This window comes from Kosakonia sp. YIM B13588, from assembly GCF_042788165.1.
GTDB lineage: Bacteria > Pseudomonadota > Gammaproteobacteria > Enterobacterales > Enterobacteriaceae > Kosakonia > Kosakonia sacchari.
Genome location: NZ_JBHZPO010000008.1, coordinates 1 through 17,078 on the forward strand (window position 1 = coordinate 1; position 17,078 = coordinate 17,078).

Annotated in this window: 13 protein-coding genes; 3 read left to right on the forward strand and 10 right to left on the reverse strand. The window is 52.8% G+C overall.

Annotation, left to right across the window (positions count from 1 at the left end):
• The 3 genes from ACFX4U_RS14500 to ACFX4U_RS14510 form a co-directional block, all read right to left on the reverse strand.
• A partial coding sequence (locus tag ACFX4U_RS14500; protein WP_380220986.1) for an N-6 DNA methylase occupies window positions 1-1,268 on the reverse strand: 1,268 nt, incomplete at its 3' end.
• Between the two features lie 67 nt (window positions 1,269-1,335).
• Entirely contained in the window at window positions 1,336-3,768 is a 2,433-nt protein-coding gene (gene hsdR, locus ACFX4U_RS14505) for an EcoAI/FtnUII family type I restriction enzme subunit R (RefSeq protein ID WP_313507803.1), read from the reverse strand.
• 130 nt (window positions 3,769-3,898) lie between these two features.
• The gene (locus tag ACFX4U_RS14510; RefSeq protein ID WP_313507802.1) at window positions 3,899-4,672 is read right to left on the reverse strand and encodes a hypothetical protein; all 774 of its coding nucleotides are present in this window, start codon (window positions 4,670-4,672) and stop codon (window positions 3,899-3,901) included.
• A 135-nt stretch (window positions 4,673-4,807) separates the two neighbouring features.
• Between ACFX4U_RS14510 and ACFX4U_RS14515 the strand changes: the two genes are divergently transcribed.
• The gene (locus ACFX4U_RS14515; RefSeq protein ID WP_313507801.1) at window positions 4,808-6,178 is read left to right on the forward strand and encodes an NAD-dependent succinate-semialdehyde dehydrogenase; all 1,371 of its coding nucleotides are present in this window, start codon (window positions 4,808-4,810) and stop codon (window positions 6,176-6,178) included.
• 45 nt (window positions 6,179-6,223) lie between these two features.
• Here ACFX4U_RS14515 and yjiA read toward each other — a convergent pair whose 3' ends face one another.
• The 3 genes from yjiA to ACFX4U_RS14530 form a co-directional block, all read right to left on the reverse strand.
• Window positions 6,224-7,180, reverse strand: a complete 957-nt coding sequence (yjiA, locus tag ACFX4U_RS14520; RefSeq protein WP_313507800.1) for a GTPase — start codon at window positions 7,178-7,180, stop codon at window positions 6,224-6,226.
• Window positions 7,181-7,190: 10 nt separating this feature from the next.
• Window positions 7,191-7,394, reverse strand: a complete 204-nt coding sequence (locus tag ACFX4U_RS14525; protein ID WP_007373011.1) for a YbdD/YjiX family protein — start codon at window positions 7,392-7,394, stop codon at window positions 7,191-7,193.
• A gap of 173 nt (window positions 7,395-7,567) precedes the next feature.
• Window positions 7,568-9,721, reverse strand: coding sequence for a carbon starvation CstA family protein (locus ACFX4U_RS14530; protein WP_200553230.1), 2,154 nt, complete (start codon window positions 9,719-9,721; stop codon window positions 7,568-7,570).
• Window positions 9,722-10,069: 348 nt separating this feature from the next.
• Here ACFX4U_RS14530 and tsr point away from each other — a divergent pair, with 348 nt between their 5' ends.
• Both tsr and ACFX4U_RS14540 read left to right on the forward strand, forming a co-directional pair.
• Window positions 10,070-11,740: a methyl-accepting chemotaxis protein gene (gene tsr, locus ACFX4U_RS14535; protein ID WP_200553229.1), complete on the forward strand. Its 1,671-nt coding sequence runs from the start codon at window positions 10,070-10,072 to the stop codon at window positions 11,738-11,740.
• An 85-nt stretch (window positions 11,741-11,825) separates the two neighbouring features.
• Complete coding sequence (locus ACFX4U_RS14540; RefSeq protein WP_313507798.1) at window positions 11,826-12,638, forward strand: GNAT family N-acetyltransferase; 813 nt, start codon at window positions 11,826-11,828, stop codon at window positions 12,636-12,638.
• A 3-nt stretch (window positions 12,639-12,641) separates the two neighbouring features.
• Here ACFX4U_RS14540 and opgB read toward each other — a convergent pair whose 3' ends face one another.
• From opgB to dnaT, 4 genes are all read right to left on the reverse strand, one after another.
• A complete protein-coding gene (opgB, locus tag ACFX4U_RS14545; RefSeq protein ID WP_313507797.1) occupies window positions 12,642-14,930 on the reverse strand; it encodes a phosphatidylglycerol--membrane-oligosaccharide glycerophosphotransferase in 2,289 nt (762 codons plus the stop codon).
• A 223-nt stretch (window positions 14,931-15,153) separates the two neighbouring features.
• The gene (locus tag ACFX4U_RS14550) at window positions 15,154-15,651 is read right to left on the reverse strand and encodes a DUF2501 domain-containing protein (protein ID WP_175273506.1); all 498 of its coding nucleotides are present in this window, start codon (window positions 15,649-15,651) and stop codon (window positions 15,154-15,156) included.
• Between the two features lie 75 nt (window positions 15,652-15,726).
• Window positions 15,727-16,464, reverse strand: a complete 738-nt coding sequence (gene dnaC, locus ACFX4U_RS14555) for a DNA replication protein DnaC (protein ID WP_380218695.1) — start codon at window positions 16,462-16,464, stop codon at window positions 15,727-15,729.
• A 2-nt stretch (window positions 16,465-16,466) separates the two neighbouring features.
• The gene (gene dnaT, locus ACFX4U_RS14560; RefSeq protein ID WP_313507796.1) at window positions 16,467-17,006 is read right to left on the reverse strand and encodes a primosomal protein DnaT; all 540 of its coding nucleotides are present in this window, start codon (window positions 17,004-17,006) and stop codon (window positions 16,467-16,469) included.
• Between the last annotated feature and the right edge of the window lie 72 nt (window positions 17,007-17,078).

The following is a 17,078-nucleotide window of genomic DNA, read 5'->3' on the forward strand; positions in this document are numbered from 1 at the left end:
TGCTTGTTCTCAACGCGACTGGCAAAGCCGTCAGCTTCATTGCCCCACCAGTCGATCTCAGCCTGGAATTCCTCAAACTTCATCGGCCTGGTTTTGCTGTAATTCTTCACGCCATCCGGATAGGGATGTTCATAGAACCAGATCTGTTTGGTCGGCTGGCCTTTGGTGAAGAACAGGATATTGGTTTTAATAGTGGTGTAGGGGTTAAACACACCGTTTGGCAGACGCACGATGGTGTGCAGGTTGCACTCTTCGGTAAGCAGCTTTTTGATTTTTGTTTTAACGCCTTCGCCAAACAGTGTGCCATCCGGCAGTACCACCGCTGCGCGGCCTTTATCAGCCAGCACTTCAATGATCAGTTGTAGAAAGAGATCTGCTGTTTCGCGGGTCTGCGTCTCCGACGGGAAGTTTTTCTCAATACCATCCTCTTCCATGCCACCAAACGGCGGGTTGGTGACAATCACATCCAGCTGTTGATCCCAGGAAGAGAGCGGCTTGTTCAGCGTGTTGTCGTGGCGGATCTGCACTGGCACTTCAATACCGTGCAGCAGCATATTGGTAGTCGCCAGCAGGTGCGGTAGCTGCTTCTTCTCAATGCCATAGATCTGTTTTTGCAGCGTCTGGTGATCGGCCACGCTTTTTACGTACTTACTCTTTACATGATCAACCGAGCAGGCGAGAAAACCGCCAGTACCGCAGGCCGGATCCATAATCGATTCGCCGAGCTTCGGATCAACGCGATCGACCATAAAACGGGTCACTGCACGCGGGGTATAGAATTCCCCCGCGTTGCCTGCTGATTGCAGGTCTTTAAGGATTTGCTCGTAGATATCGCCAAACAGATGGCGCTCTTTCGAACTGGTAAAGTCAATTTCATTGAGCTTGTTGATCACCTGGCGCAGTTGGGTGCCATTTTTCATGTAGTTATAGGCATCGCTGAAAGCCTGTTTCACAACAAAACCTCGCGGGTTTTTATCGATCGGCGCAATCAGGTTTTTCAGTTTCGGGAAAAGATCGTCATTCACGAATGCCAGCAGCTCGTCCCCTGTGATGCCTTCTTTATTGGCTGCCCAGGTGCGCCAGAGATAGCGTCTGGGAAGGGGTAACTGGTAGTTGTCTTGTTCCAGTTCGAGCTGTTCTTCCTGGGCGTCGAAAATTTTCAGAAACAGCAGCCAGGATAACTGGCCGAGACGCTGGGCGTCGCCATCGACACCAGCGTCTTTGCGCATGATGTCCTGCAAGATTTTGATAACTGAACTGATTGACATGATCTGTTCCATTAAAAATAACGCCGCCTGCGGTCAGGTTAACCGCAGGCGGAAAATGAGAGTGTTGTTACGCGGAGCGCGGCGGTAGCTGGTAGATTTCGCTTTCCAGTTCGCTCACGGCTTGCAGGTAGGTCTGCTTGTCGCCAAAGCCGTTTTGGATGATTTCTAACGGCATGCCCATGCTGTCGAAGGGCTTAAGTTTTAGCACCTGAATGTTCTCGATCTCCTGCACCCCCGCGTCGGCATATTTATCCAACAGCGTATCCAGCACCGTCTGCGCAGCGGCAGAGTATTTGGTGAAATAGTTGCGCTTGCGCACGTTGTCGGCACGCTCTTTTCGGGTTAACGGCGGCTGACCATACACCACATGACAGAGCATGTCGAATGGGTCGAGATCCTTACCGACTTCCTCAGCCAGCACCTCCCAGATAATGCCTTGTTGTTCAAGCTCATCGATGATTGCCTGCTTTCGTTCAGTCTGATTCCAGGTGCGGACAAACTCATCCAGCGAGGCATACTCTTTGAGCAGCGTTTTACGGGTGTAGTCTTTAAAGGACTCTGTCACCAGCTTACCGTCAGCGTCGTAATACTGCACCCGTTTTGCAACCACGCCCACGGTGACACCGTTGACATGAAACTTACGGACACGATGTTCATCGTCTTCCGGGAGAGGACCAAAATCGCCCGCTTCGCCTGCGCTATAAGGCGCCGGGTCTTCATGCATACCGGAAGGCTCATCGTCGGTAAATACATCGGGTGTAGCTTCTTCTTCCAGTTTCTCTTCGAAGTCTGACAGCGGGTCGGCAATCTCTTCGCGGGTGGTTTCAAGTACTTTTTCGGGGATTCCATCGAAGCGTTCATCAGCAAACAGTTCGGTGGCCTTTTTAAAGTCGAGGATCGTGAACCACAGTTTGCCGTAACGCTCTTCGATACGCGTGCCGCGACCGATAATTTGCTTGAACTTTGTCATCGACTGGATGTTCTGATCCAGCACCACCAGTTTGCAGGTTTTGGCATCCACACCGGTGGTCATCAGTTCAGAGGTGGTGGCAATCACCGGATAGGTTTTCTTCGGGTTGATAAAGTTATCCAACTGATTTTTGCCTTCCTCATCGTCGCCGGTAATCTTCATCACATATTTATCTTTCTTCTTCACCTGCTCCGGATTGAGGTTCACCAGCGCACGGCGCATACGCTCGGCATGATCGATGTCATTACAGAAGACAATAGTTTTATCCATCGGGTTGGTACGCTTCAGATAATCGGTGATGGTTTGCGCCACCAGTTCGGTGCGCTCATCAATCACCATCGTGCGATCGAAATCTTTCTGGTTATAGATCCTGTCTTCTATCAATTCCCCATTTTTGTCGGACTGACCACGTGTTGGCCGCCAGCCCTGTAGATCGATGTCGAGATCAACGCGAATGACTTTATAAGGCGCAAGGAAGCCGTCTTCGATGCCTTCTTTTAAGGAATAAACGTAAACCGGGTCGCCAAAGTAATCCGTACTGGAGATTTCATGTGTTTCTTTGGGCGTTGCGGTCAGGCCAATCTGGGTGGCGGAACTGAAGTATTCGAGGATTTCTCGCCAGGTACTGTCTTCTGAGGCGCTACCGCGATGACATTCGTCGATAACGATCAAGTCGAAAAAGTCTGGAGCGACCTGTTTATAGGCTTTTTGATGCTCTTCATTTCCCGTGATGGCCTGATACAAGGCCAGATGGATTTCGTAAGCCGGATCGACAGTGCGCCCGGTTATCTTAGTCATGGCATTACCAAAGGGCTGAAAGTCGTTGTTTTTAGTTTGATCGACGAGGATATTGCGGTCGGCCAGAAACAGGATGCGTTTCTTATTTTTTGCTTTCCATAAGCGCCAGATAATCTGAAAAGCGGTGTAGGTTTTACCCGTGCCGGTTGCCATTACTAACAGGATACGGTTTGAGCCAGCGGAAACTGCTTCTACGGTTTTGTTAATGGCCTGGAGCTGGTAATAACGCGGCGATTTGCCGCTACCGTCGTCGTAATAGTCCTGAGTAATAACCGGTAGCTGTTCCTCGGTGTAGCCTTTCCAGGCACAGAGTTTTTGCCACAGTTCGGCAGGAGAGGGGAAATCTTCAAGGTTAATTTCACGCTCGATCTGATCGCTGGCGGTTTTGTCGTGGAAGATAAAGCCGTCGCCATTTGAGGCAAATGCGAAGGGGACATCGAGAAGCTGAGCATAACCGAGAGCCTGCTGCATCCCTTTGCCGATTTCATGTTTGTTGGCTTTGGCCTCAATCACCGCCAGAGGAATTCCGGGTTTGTGGTAGAGCACGATATCAGCGGATTTGACAGTCTTACGCGCGGCGACCTTACCACGCACAATCACCTTTCCGTCGCGGAGTTTAACCTCCTGCCTGATTTGTACCATGTCATCCCAACCCGCTTTTAAAACCGCAGGCAGAATGCGTTTGGTAATGATATCTGCTTCCGTCAGGTTACTCAGGTTTATGCCAGCCATAGCGTGCTCTCACTTAAAACAGGACGGTTCTGATTTTACACAAAAACGTAACGCGTGAATGGATTTACACTGAACTTTCCCGACCCCTGTTTAATCCATCAATTTTTCTTCGTGGTTTGCTGACTAAACTCTACTCTTTAAGGCATTGAGTGAGGAATATGTTCTTATTTCTCGCGTTATCGAATTCAGGTTGTATGTTTTTTTGATAAACAATATTGCAAAGCGCTTTTTTACTTACTAGATAGTCTGATAAACCTGTCGGTATATACGCGATAGAAAGTAATGCTATAGCCATTCCCACGAATACGATTATTGTAGAAATGAACGTATTATATTTTTGACGAAGATGATTAAATACAGGTTTTACGATCAGTCGACCGAGGAGATAAAAAATTAATAAACCAATAAAACCACCAAACCATAAATCAAAGCTGTTAATCGCTATATTAGTAGTGCCATTTTCTAATAATCTATTCAAAGCCATCCAGCTTAATATTAACGCCAGCAAACTAATGATCGACCAAGTCTGTATAACCTGAAGGAAGTAAACTTTATAAATTTTCCCTTCGCTTAAAAATGTAAGGATTGAGATAGTCGAGCCAAATGCAATTGTAGCAGTCATTGCATGAATAAAAAGTATCACTTGAAGAGCTAAAGGGTTAATAACTGAGTTAAAATCTGCAATTAAAGAATTATCGAGCATTAACCCTTTTATTAACGTTATTAATAAAAGCAAAGACATCAGCGATTTAAAAAGATTTGCGAGAGCATTTTGTAACGGTGTGTACTCATGTTCTCCATCATAAATTTCAGGGTGCCTAATAAATGTTGCCATGTCGTGATAAAAATCTTTTGCTGGTATAATCTCAACTGCTTTTTGTAATATTTCATTTTTTATCTTCATAATTACTCCGCTGTAACAGAGGGTGGGGTTACGTTTCTATTTATATCAGAACCCTCTGTATATACCCAACTTTACTTTCAGACCCGGTCATTTTTACTACCCTTATTACCCTAAGCGCTAAATAAGGAGACAAATATGGCTTACCAGACAGTGAATCCTTTTAACAACCAGCTCATTAAAGATTATGCGAACCACAGCGACGCCGATATTGAGGTCGCGCTGCGCAAGGCGGACGCGCTATACCACTCTTCCTGGTCAAAGGGAGATATCGAACAGCGGCTGCCGATACTGTACAGACTTGCTGACTTGCTGGAAAACCAGCAGGAAGAACTGGCGAAAATCGCCAGCCGGGAGATGGGGAAGTTGATTGAGCAAAGCCGCAGCGAAGTGAAGATCTGCGCGCAGATCGCCCGCTACTACGCGGATAACGCAAAACAATTCCTTGCGCCCGTGAAATATGAAACGGAGCTGGGAGAGGCGTGGGTTGAGCATCATCCAATCGGCGTGATCATGGCGGTGGAACCGTGGAATTTCCCTTACTACCAGTTGATGCGTGTACTGGCACCGAATCTCGCAGCCGGTAACCCGGTTATCTGTAAACATGCCAGCATTGTGCCGCAGTGCGCCGAAACCTTTGCGCAGCTGGTGCGCGAAGCGGGCGCGCCGGAAGGTGCGTGGACGAATCTGTTTATCTCTTCCGATCAAGTTTCCTCGATCATTGCCGATCCGCGCGTACAGGGGGCAGCGTTGACCGGATCGGAAAAAGCCGGTAGCGCGGTGGCGGCGCAAGCGGCGAAGCATATCAAGAAATCGACGCTGGAACTTGGCGGTAATGACGTATTTATCGTGCTGGACGATGCGGATCTGGAAAAAGCGGTTGAGACTGGTGTGCAAGCGCGTCTGGCGAATGCCGGGCAGGTTTGTACTGCCGCGAAACGTTTTATTATCCATCAGGATATTGCCGATCAGTTCCTGCGTAAGTTCACCGACGCATTCAAGCAAGTGAAGCTGGCCGATCCGCTGGATGAAAGCACCACGCTTGGCCCGCTCTCCTCGAAAGAAGCGCTTGATACGCTGAGCCAGCAGGTGAGTGAAGCGGTACAAAACGGAGCAAAACTGCACTTTGGCGGCAAACCGGCGAACAGCGAAGGCAACTTCTTCGAACCCACCATTTTGACGCACATTACACGCGACAACCCGGCCTATTTTGAAGAGTTCTTTGGCCCGGTGGCGCAAATTTATGTGGTGAATAATGATGACGAAGCGGTACGCCTGGCCAACGATTCACACTACGGCCTTGGCGGGGCGATCTTCAGCCGCAATATTCAGCGTGCTAAACAGATGGCGTCACGCATTGAAACCGGCATGGTCTATATCAACTGGCTGACGGATACCGCCGCAGAGTTGCCATTCGGCGGGGTGAAACGCTCCGGGTTTGGCCGCGAGCTGTCTGATTTAGGCATCAAAGAGTTTGTGAATCAAAAGCTGGTGGTGGTGCGCCAGTAATGTTTCATCTTTCTTCCCCCTCGCCGGAGGGGGAAGCTGCAGGCGTTACTTCTTCAAACCCGCAAACGCGGCTCTGATCTCATCTTCTGGTAGCTGTACGCCAATAAACACCAGCGTGCTGTGTGGCGCTTCGTCGCCCCACGGACGATCCCAGTCTGCGCTGTAAAGGCGCTGCACGCCCTGAAACAGCAGGCGGTTTGGCTCACCGTCAATCCACAACATGCCTTTATAACGCAGCAGTTTGTCGGCAAAACTCAACAACAGGTTTTCCATCACGCGGGAGACGTCGCTGATATCTACCGGGTAATCCAGCTCGACCACAAGCGAATTAATGTCGTTCTGTTTGTCGGCGATAAAATGGAAGCGCGGTTTTACCGCCACCACGTTCTCTTCCAGCATAAAACCATTGGTATTAAACAACTGCGCCAGCTCGATATCGCCGTGCGTCACGGTGTAAATCGGCGCGCGGGCGTTGATGCGGCTTAGGCGTTCGCGCAGTTTTTCGCACTCGCCTGCGACATCCGTTTTGGTCAGCAGAATACGGTCGGCGTAGCCCACTTGCGACTGTGCCAGCGTGAACTGATTCATCTGCTCATCTGCATGTACCGCATCAACCAGCGCAATGACGCCATCCAGCAGATAGCGCTGGCAGAGGATCTCATGGGCGAAAAAGGTCTGAATGATCGGCCCAGGATCAGCCATGCCGGTGCATTCAATCACCAGCCGATCAAAGGCGATATCGCCGCGATCGAGGCTGTCGAGCAGATCCAGCAAAGCATCTTCCAGCTCATTGGATCGGCTACAGCAGATACAGCCATTGGTCAGGGTTTTGATTTGCGTGGCGCGATCGCTAATCAGTTGATCATCGACAGAAACTTCGCCGAACTCATTTTCGATAACGGCAATTTTGTAGCCGTGTTGCTCATTAAGGATATGGCGTAAAAGGGTGGTTTTGCCGGCGCCGAGAAAGCCGGTCAACAGGGTTACTGCAATCGGGGTCATAGATTCTCCTTTAGCAACAGCGGACTCCGCCCTTGCCATCTCCGCCGTAACGCGCTTGCTGGCGTTCGCGGAAGAACTCTTCGTAAGTCATGTACGGCTTATCCGGATGGTTGGTTTTCATATGATCAACGTAGTTGTCATAGTCCGGGATGCCAATCAGCATCTTTGCCGCCTGACCGAGGTACTTTTTTGCTTCGCCTAAGTTACCAAACATTATGTGTCCCAGATATAGGTGGTTCCGGCGTTGCAGGCGATTTTGAACCTGGACCTACTACGCGCTGTACGCGCTCAAACTGACGCCTGTGAAACGGATGTAAACCACCCTCAGAGTGGTTTACATCATGATGTGTTGTATGCCGGATTGCGTAGCACTATCCGGCATCAGGTTTAATGGTGAGATGACGTTTTCACGCCGCCTTCCGGCACCGGCACATACGGCGTTTCTTTGTCGGTACGCACGGTGTTGTTGCGCACCTGCAGCCAGGTTTTGATGCCGTAGAAGATGATGCTGTACACCACCACCAGGAACAGAATGCTCAGCCCGGCGTTGGTGTAGTTGTTCACCACGATATGGTTCATATTGGCAATCTGCTGCGCGGTCAGATCACCGCCACCAGCGGCAATCTTCTCTTTGTACTGGTTAGCCATATACAGGAAACCTTCCAACTGAGGATTGGTGCTGAACAGTTTCAGACCCAGCGCCCAGGTGGTGCACAGCAGCAGCCACAGGGCAGGAACCACGGTGACCCAGATGTATTTGGTACGCTGCATTTTCACCAGCACCACGGTGCCCAGCATCAGCGCGACGGCTGCGAGCATCTGGTTAGAGATACCGAACAACGGCCACAGGCTTTTCACGCCACCCAGCGGATCAACCACGCCCTGGTACAACAGGTAACCCCACAGACCCACGCAGCCCGCGGTACCAATGACGCCGGCAACCAGCGAGTCGGTTTTCTTCAGGAATGGCACGAAGTTACCCAGCAAGTCTTGCAGCATAAAGCGGCCCGCACGCGTACCGGCATCCAGCGCGGTAAGGATAAACAGCGCTTCAAACAGAATACCGAAGTGGTACCAGAAGCCCATGTCCGCCATCGGGATAATTTTGTGGAACACGTGAGCAATACCGACAGCCAGTGTCGGCGCGCCACCGGCGCGGTTCAGTACGGACGGTTCGCCGATATCTTTCGCGGTTTGCAGGATCTGCTCCGGCGAAATCACAAAGCCCCAGGAACTGACGGTCGCCGCTGCGTGCGCGGTGACATCTTTCAGCTGCGCCAGAATCATCGGCGCGTTATCACCGCCCAGCTCATGCAGGTTCGGCATGGTAATACCCAGCCCTGCTGGCGGCGTGTTCATGGCGAAGTAGAGCCCCGGTTCGATAATGGACGCGGCAACCAGCGCCATCACCGCCACAAAGGACTCCATCAGCATTGCGCCGTAACCGATAAAGCGCGCATCGGTTTCGTTAGCCAGCAGCTTCGGCGTGGTGCCGGACGCGATCAGGGCGTGGAAACCAGAGACCGCACCGCAGGCGATGGTGATAAACAGGAACGGGAACAGCGCACCTTTCCACAGCGGCCCGGTACCGTCAATGTACTGCGTGACCGCAGGCATTTTCAGTTCCGGGTTGAGGATCACGATGCCCAGCGCCAGACCGACGATCACGCCGATTTTCAGGAAGGTTGCCAGGTAGTCGCGCGGAGCGAGGATCAGCCACACCGGCAGCAGCGCGGAGACAAAGGCGTAACCCACCAGTGCAAAGGTAATGGTGGTGTCTTTAAAGGTCAGCGCCGGTCCCCAGTAAGGATCGTGGGCGATAACGCCGCCAAACCAGATGGACGCCACCAGCAGCACAATACCGATAACTGACACTTCGCCTACGCGACCCGGTCGCAGGAAGCGCATATAAATACCCATAAACAGGGCAATCGGCACGGTGGAGCAGACAGTGAACACACCCCACGGGCTTTCCGCCAGCGCTTTCACCACAATCAGCGCCAGCACCGCGAGGATGATGATCATAATCAGGAAGCAGCCAAACAGCGCGATGGTGCCCGGCACGCGGCCCATCTCTTCTTTCACCATCTCACCAAGAGACGCGCCGTTACGGCGTGAAGAGATAAACAGCACCATAAAGTCCTGCACCGCACCGGCCAGCACCACGCCCGCCAGCAGCCACAGCGTGCCCGGCAGGTAGCCCATCTGTGCGGCCAGTACCGGGCCAACCAGCGGGCCAGCGCCAGCGATAGCGGCAAAGTGGTGACCAAACAGCACGTAGCGGTTGGTCGGCACATAGTTGAGGCCGTCGTTATTGATCACCGCCGGTGTGGAACGGGTGGGATCGAGTTTCATCACCTTCTGGGCGATGTAAAGGCTGTAGTAGCGGTAGGCCACAAGGTAAACGGAAACGGACGCAACCACGATCCACAGCGCGCTGACATGCTCGCCCCGACGTAATGCGACAACGGATAAACAAAAAGCACCGATTATCCCGAGAATTGCCCAAGGTATGTGCTTGAGTAGTTTTTTAGTATCCATATCAGACCTGGTTTTAGCAGAAATAGTGAATGGGATTTGAAATGTTGAATTGGCTGAAATGCTGGCATTTATGATGGCAAATTACGCGCGCGAATCGGCAGCGATTTGACTGAGTGGTTGGAAAAAGGTGGTGAGCGGTAACGGATGCGTCATAAGCGGTTTTCAGTGGGCGAAAGGGGACGGAAATCTGTGATGTTCGTCACGCTGAACCCTTGTCTGGTAAGGGATAGCGCGATTTTTGCCGCACTGTAATCAATGTGTAACTGGTGAAAAAATAGCACGTTAAACCATAAAGTTTTCCTATGCCAGGCCGAAAACCTGGTATCTGTTTATAGGGAAAGAGAAAACATGTTGACTCGTATTAAACTTGTGACCAGTTTGTTGCTGGTATTGGCTTTATTTGGCTTGTTACAACTCACTTCTGGCGGCTTGTTCTTCAACGCGCTGAAACAGGACAAAGAAAACTTCACCGTTTTACAAACCATTCGCCAGCAGCAATCCACGCTGAACGGTAGCTGGGTTGCGTTGCTGCAAACCCGTAACACCCTTAACCGCGCGGGTATCCGCTACATGATGGATCAGAGCAATATCGGCAGCGGCGCGACCGTGTCGGATCTGATGCAGATTGCCAGCACCTCGCTGAAACAGGCGGAAGCGAACTGGAACGCTTACCAGGCGCTGCCGCGCGATCCGCGCCAGAGCGAAGAAGCCGCAGCAGAGATCAAACGTAACTACGATATCTACCACAACGCGCTGGCGGAGCTGATCCAGTTGCTGGGCGCTGGCAAAATCAATGACTTCTTCGACCAGCCGACCCAGAGCTATCAGGATGGTTTTGAGAAACAATACGTTAACTACTTGCAGCAGAACGATCGCCTGTATGAACAAGCGGTTCACGATAGCGAAAGCTCCTACGGTTCTGCGGTGTGGGTGATTATCACCGTACTGCTCGTAGTACTGGCGGTGATTGTCTGTGTCTGGGTTGGCATCAAAGGGGCGCTGATTAAGCCGCTCAACCATTTGATCGACAACATTCGCCATATTGCCGGTGGCGATCTGGTGCAGCGCATTGAAGTGCAGGGTTCCAATGAAATGGGCGTGCTGGCTGAGAGCCTGCGCCATATGCAAAGCGAACTGGTGCGTACTGTTAGCGATGTTCGTAACGGCGCCAACGCCATTTACAGTGGTGCCAGCGAAATCTCTGTGGGTAACAACGACCTTTCTTCCCGTACGGAACAGCAGGCCGCTTCTCTGGAAGAGACCGCAGCCAGCATGGAAGAGCTGACCGCCACGGTGAAACAGAACGCCGAAAACGCTCGTCAGGCAAGCCATCTGGCGCTGAGCGCGTCTGAAACCGCGCAGAAAGGCGGTAAAGTGGTGGATAATGTGGTGCAGACAATGCGCGATATTACCGCCAGTTCGCAGAAAATCGCTGACATTATCAGCGTGATCGACGGTATTGCTTTCCAGACTAACATCCTGGCGCTTAACGCTGCTGTTGAAGCAGCACGTGCGGGTGAACAGGGTCGCGGCTTTGCCGTGGTTGCCGGTGAGGTGCGTAACCTTGCCCAGCGCAGCGCCCAGGCAGCCCGCGAAATTAAGAGCCTGATTGAAGACTCTGTTGGCCGCGTTGAAGTGGGTTCCACACTGGTGGAAAGCGCCGGTGAAACTATGGATGAGATCGTCAACGCCGTTACCCGCGTTACCGACATCATGGGCGAAATTGCCTCTGCCTCTGATGAGCAGAGCCGCGGCATTGACCAGGTTGGCCTGGCGGTTTCTGAAATGGACCGCGTTACCCAGCAGAACGCCTCGCTGGTGGAAGAGTCAGCCGCCGCTGCAGCCGCGCTGGAAGAACAAGCCAGCCGCCTGACGCAGGCCGTTTCTGTGTTCCGCATCATGCAGGACCAGCGTAAAAATGCTGGCGCAACGCCAACCAGTTTCGTTAAAGCGGAACCTGCAACCGCGCTGCCGCGTAAAGCTGCGACCGACGCGGGCGAGAACTGGGAAACCTTCTAATCGATATTCGCGCCCTGCCCGTCGGGGCGCATTTTCACCTGCTTCTCCGTGCTATGCTCATTGCATCATGTCGCGGAGAAGCCTTATGAACCTCGTCGCTGTTCCTGCCATCCACTATAGTTGCGAAGCGCTGACCACTATCACCGGTGCCTGTTTTGAAGGCTATCGCGTACCGTTTTCCCTGCCGCCCGATGTTTTTGCACAACGCTTTCTTGCCGAAGGGGTAAGCCTTGTCGATTCCTGCGTCTGGCTGGCGGGCGACACGCCTGCCGCTGTGGCGTTGATCGCCCGACGTGGCGACTGCGCCCGGCTGGCAGCCTTTGCGATTTGCCCGCAATTTCGCGGCCAGGGCGTGGGCAGACAAATATTGCCGCCGTTGATGGCGGCACTGCGAACTAAAGGTGTTCGCCAGATGTGGCTGGAAGTGATGAGCGATAACCATGCTGGTATCGCCTTGTATCATGCCCTGGGGTTTGCCACCGTTCAGCCGCTGTTTGGCTACCAGGGACGCGCCGATGTGGCTGAAGAGAACTGCACCTTACAGGAGCGCGATCCGCTGGAAGTGGTGCGCAGCGCCATCAGTGAATGCCATGACCGGCTGCCGTGGCAGGTGGATCCGCTCACTGCGGTATCGTTACCCGCGCGGGCGTTTGAGTACCGCAAACATGCTTATGCACTGGTTTCCACCCTCGGCGACAAGCCCCTGCTGCGGTTTATGTATGTGGAGTCAGAATACCGGCGCAAAGGATTTGCCTGCGAGTTGCTGCAGGCGTTGAATCAGCATTTTCCGGCGCTTGGCACCACCGTGGCGGTGCCAGAGCGTTTTTCATCTCTATTCCAGCGCGCGGGCTACGCCACCATGGCTATCAGCCAGTACGAAATGAAAGCGGAACTGTAGCGGTCAGCCCTCCCGGCTCACTACTTTGATTTCCACCAGACCGATACCCAGTTTGCGTGGCGAATGACCAAGGATATTGCCTTCGTTGGTCGATTGCGGCTCCGGCGGCACGATGACCAGCCGGTTGCTGTGCGACGGATTGCTAAAGTGCAGTGTGGTGGTGGTGAGCTCATTACCCAGCGTCAGCGTTTGTTGCTGATCGCCAACGCGCACTGGAATCGGCCGGTTAGCATTCGGGCCAAAGGCTTTGGCGGTGATCACCAACTCGAACTGTTCCGGCAGCGGTTGGTTATATTCGATCGCCACTTCTTCACCCAGATTGGCATTCGACCAGCGCCCCCAGCTTTCCGGGCGGGAGAGGCCGCTGAACTGTTTTATCTCATCCGGCGCGCCCGCCACGTTAAAGACAAAACTGTCGGCTTTGTAACGAATGCTATCGTCGAGGATCTTCAGGGTATCGACATTTTTCTGGTAGCGATCGCTACTGATCACTGTTTGTTTAAACGCCGTTTTCCCTTTCCACTGCGCGTTGTCGACACGCTGGACTTGCTGTTCGCCACCCAGTTGCCCCTGCGAGACGCACCAGTCGATAGAAAGCGCCAGTTCCGGTGACCATAAGCGCGCCATTTTGTAGCATTGGTCGATCCAGACGAAGTTATCGCGCGGGGCGAAATCCGCCAGCTGGAAGCGCAGCGGTGCGGAATATTCGCTTTCTGGCAGCGGCTCGACTTTATCTGACACCCGCACCAGCAGCGGCAAACGGAACTGGCTGCCAGAGAACGCCACCATCTGTTTATTCGTGTCGATGGTGAACTCTTTCATCTCTTTCGGGAAATTCCACAGCCGGATAATGTCCGGTTTCCACGCCAGCATTTTCGCTTTCATATTGAGGAAAATACCCGACAGCGACTGCCCGGAGAGGCTGCTGCGGCCAAGGCCGAGGAAATTATCGCCACCGAGAATATCCAGCACGGTTGCGCCGTTATCGAGGGTGCTGCGCTTAATACCGGAGATATCCTGCTGCGGTTCATCGCCGCGCAGCACAAAGAACAGGTTGCTGCGATCGTGCTTGTTGAGGTATTTCCACGCGGTGTTATTCATCGCCAGGTGATCTGACGACACCACGATCACCGTGTCTTTAAACCACGGCGACGCTTTAATTTTGTTGATAAGCGCGGCGATATTTTGCTGGCTACACGTTACCGCGCTAAAGGACTGGTTCGGCTTGCCATCGTAGGAGTAGCTTTTACGTTCGCAGCCGCGAGAGATAAAACCGTCCGGGTGGTGGGTATCCACCGTCAGCGCAAACAGCGAAAAGCGTTTACCGGAACGGGAGAGTTCCTCGTACTGTTTCCATACGGCGTCCAGCACCGTATCGTCATAAAAACCCCAGTCGTTACGGTAATGCGGGTCCGCGACCTGACTTTTCAGCTCTTCTGCACCGGTCAGGTAATCAAAGCCGTGGGATTTCAAAAACACATCTTTCCCGGCGAAACGCAGGTTAGCGCCCTGTACGAAATGGTTTTCGTAGCCAGAGTTTTTCAGGATGTCGCCAAGGCAAAGATTCTGCGGAAAGAAGCTGGAAACGGAGGCCGACGCGTTGCCTTCGAACGGCGCAAACAGCGGAATGCCGCACTGCGAAGAGACCATGCCGGCGATGGTGTAATCGGTGCCGGGTAGCTGTTCGGTATGGCTAAAATCAATACCTTCTTCTTTAAGCGCGCCCAGTTCTGGCGTCAGACCAGGAAACGCCTCCTCGTTAAAATAGGTGCGCTCAAGGCTTTCACCGTAGATGTAGACGAGGTTCAGTTTGGGGTTGGGGATCTGCTTTGCTGGAACTTTATAAAAAGTGGCGAAATCAGGATCACCTTCGCGGGTCTGGGATTTTACCAGCTCGGTAATCTGGCGGAACGCCGGGCTGGCGTCTACCGAACCGAGCGCCAGTGCGAGTGCAAGTAAGCTATAGCCGAAATGGTGCGGCAAATGGCGGCGACGGCGCAGCACCCAGCCGAGCGCGCAAAACACCGCCACCAGCGCTAACACTAACCCCGCGCCGGGAAGCATATATTTGCCGACCCCCGCGCCTGTCAGGCTGTTGGTCAGGGTGTATAACACCGCGTCGTTGATGCCGTCGCCGGTAAAATAATTGCTGGCGTAAAGCGTGATATTCAGGATGACAAACAGACCCAGCACCAGCAGGGTGGCGCTAAACCACCAGGTATTACGGCCCGCTTTCGAGGCATAGATAGCCACAGAGGCAAGAAACAGCGCGATAGAGAGCAACTCGGACAACCGTTATTCCTCATCAACGCCAGACATATTGCTGGCCATGAATTTTTGTAACAGGGCGTATAATTTAATGTTCATGTCACATATCTGCAATTGTAGTGTCACTTTTTAGCGGGCTTATTCAGAATTGGTTTAGAAAGGCGTAATAGTGATAGCCGTCGCACTGGCGGCGTTTCGGTAAAGCGGGGAAGGATAAGGCCGCGTTCTGGCTGAACGCGGCGGGATATCAGGAGAGGAAGTTAACGCCCTGCTTGAGGACGATATCGCAGGCTTTGGATTTCACTTTTTCCGCCAGCGGCGTACTACCGATGTTGCTCAAATTCAGCTGTTCACCGTTTTTAGTGTTCAGCATGCCCTGAATACCTTCCAGATAATTGGTGTCCTGTTTCTGCTGAGCGGCACCCAGACCCAGTTTATCCAGTACCTGGTTTTTCACATTTTCGGTGTTGGTCAGGCTGGAGAGCTTGTTTTTCGCACACCAGCTCATCACGCCCGCCGCATTGTTCATGGTGTCAGCGCTGAGCGCCTGGTTACCACCATTAAGCAGACCCGTCAGGGAGGAGAGTGAAAGGCCTCCTTGCTGGGATTGTGACGTAGTCGATTTCTGGCTGAGTTCGCTGGCGGCGCTGGAAAGCGTGTCCTGCCAGGAGGCGGCTTGCGCGAAGCCGGTGAGCAGCGCGCTACCAAGTGCGGCGCTGCAAAGCAGGCGTTGGGTGAATTTCATGTCGTGCGGATCCTGATGTCAACGAAGGCGGCCAGTATACACCCGGGCGCGGGCGCGCCACGGATGGGAAAACTCTCAATACTCTTTACCGGTGACGCGGCTGCGGTAACTCTCCCAGTTGAAGATCACCCACAGGCTGTTGCCGAGGCGCATCCTGTCCATCACGCGTTCGCCCAACAGCTTATTCATCTCTTCCAGGTTGCTGTTGGTCAGCATGCCTGTCGGGCGTTTGGACGAAGAGCGGCGATCGACAATCTGGTTGATAATCACTTTTTCGTAGCGGGATTCCGTCTGCATGCCGATTTCATCAATCACCAGCAGGTCAACGCTGCTTAAGTCATTGAGCAACTGCTCTTCGCTGTTTTCCTTGTTGCCAAAAGTCTCTTTCATGGCGGACATAATGTCGGCAACGGTAATGATCAGCACCGATTTACCGCGCAACAGCAGTTCATTACAGATAGCCGCAGCCAGATGGTTTTTGCCGGTTCCGGGTTTGCCAGAGAAGATAAAACTGGCGATGTTACCGTCGAACTCTTCCAAATATTGCCGTGCCTGGCTCAGCGCCCGCATTTGGCCTTCGGTCTCAACACGATAATTATCGAAAGAGCAGTTCTGGTGCAGGGGACGAATGCCGGAACGGTTGAAGGTGCGCTGCATTTTCATGGCGCGATTTTCGCGCTCCAGCGCCGCCGAACGGATTTCGCCTTGTTGCTTCTGCCAGGCCATCAACTCTTCGCCGGTTTTAAAAGCAGGCTCGGTGTTGGCAGGCATCATTTTTTGCAGTCGCTTCATCAATTCGCCGACGTTTTTCATCGTTATCCTCTAAAACCTGGTGGGATTTGATCATCCGGTTCGGACAGGGCGTTAATGTCCCGCTTTGCCGCGCCGTTCTGGCTGCTACGGCCTATTTGCAGGCTGCGTGCCAGTTTTTGCTGCCACTGGACGTGATGGAAAACTTTGCCTTCTGCCTGCCAGTAAGCGACGAACGAGGCCAGCTCTTCCGGCGTGGCGGGATGTGTCAGTGCAATGCCCCACATCGCCGCCAGGCGCTGAAAGTCAGCATCCGGCTGCCAGCCCGCGTACATGGCGAATTTGCCCATTGGCACATTTACCGGCGTAGCGGCTGGTTCTTCATAAAATTGTGCATCGAGCGAAATATCGCTCATTGGGCGTGACAGCTGCGCTTCTAGTGCCAGAAGCTGTTCAAGGCGCTGCGGCGTAATAGCGTAAAACGCGGGGCTATTATTGGCAAAAACGGCGATAGCGCCGCCTTCCGTGCGTGCCAGCACGCAGGCAGGATCGCGCATAAATTCATCAATGCCAATGACATTCGGCGTCAGGATTTTGGAAGACATAACGCGTTCTCAAACAGGATTACTACGGATACGGTGCACTGCGGTTTTTTCACACAGGCATAATCACACATA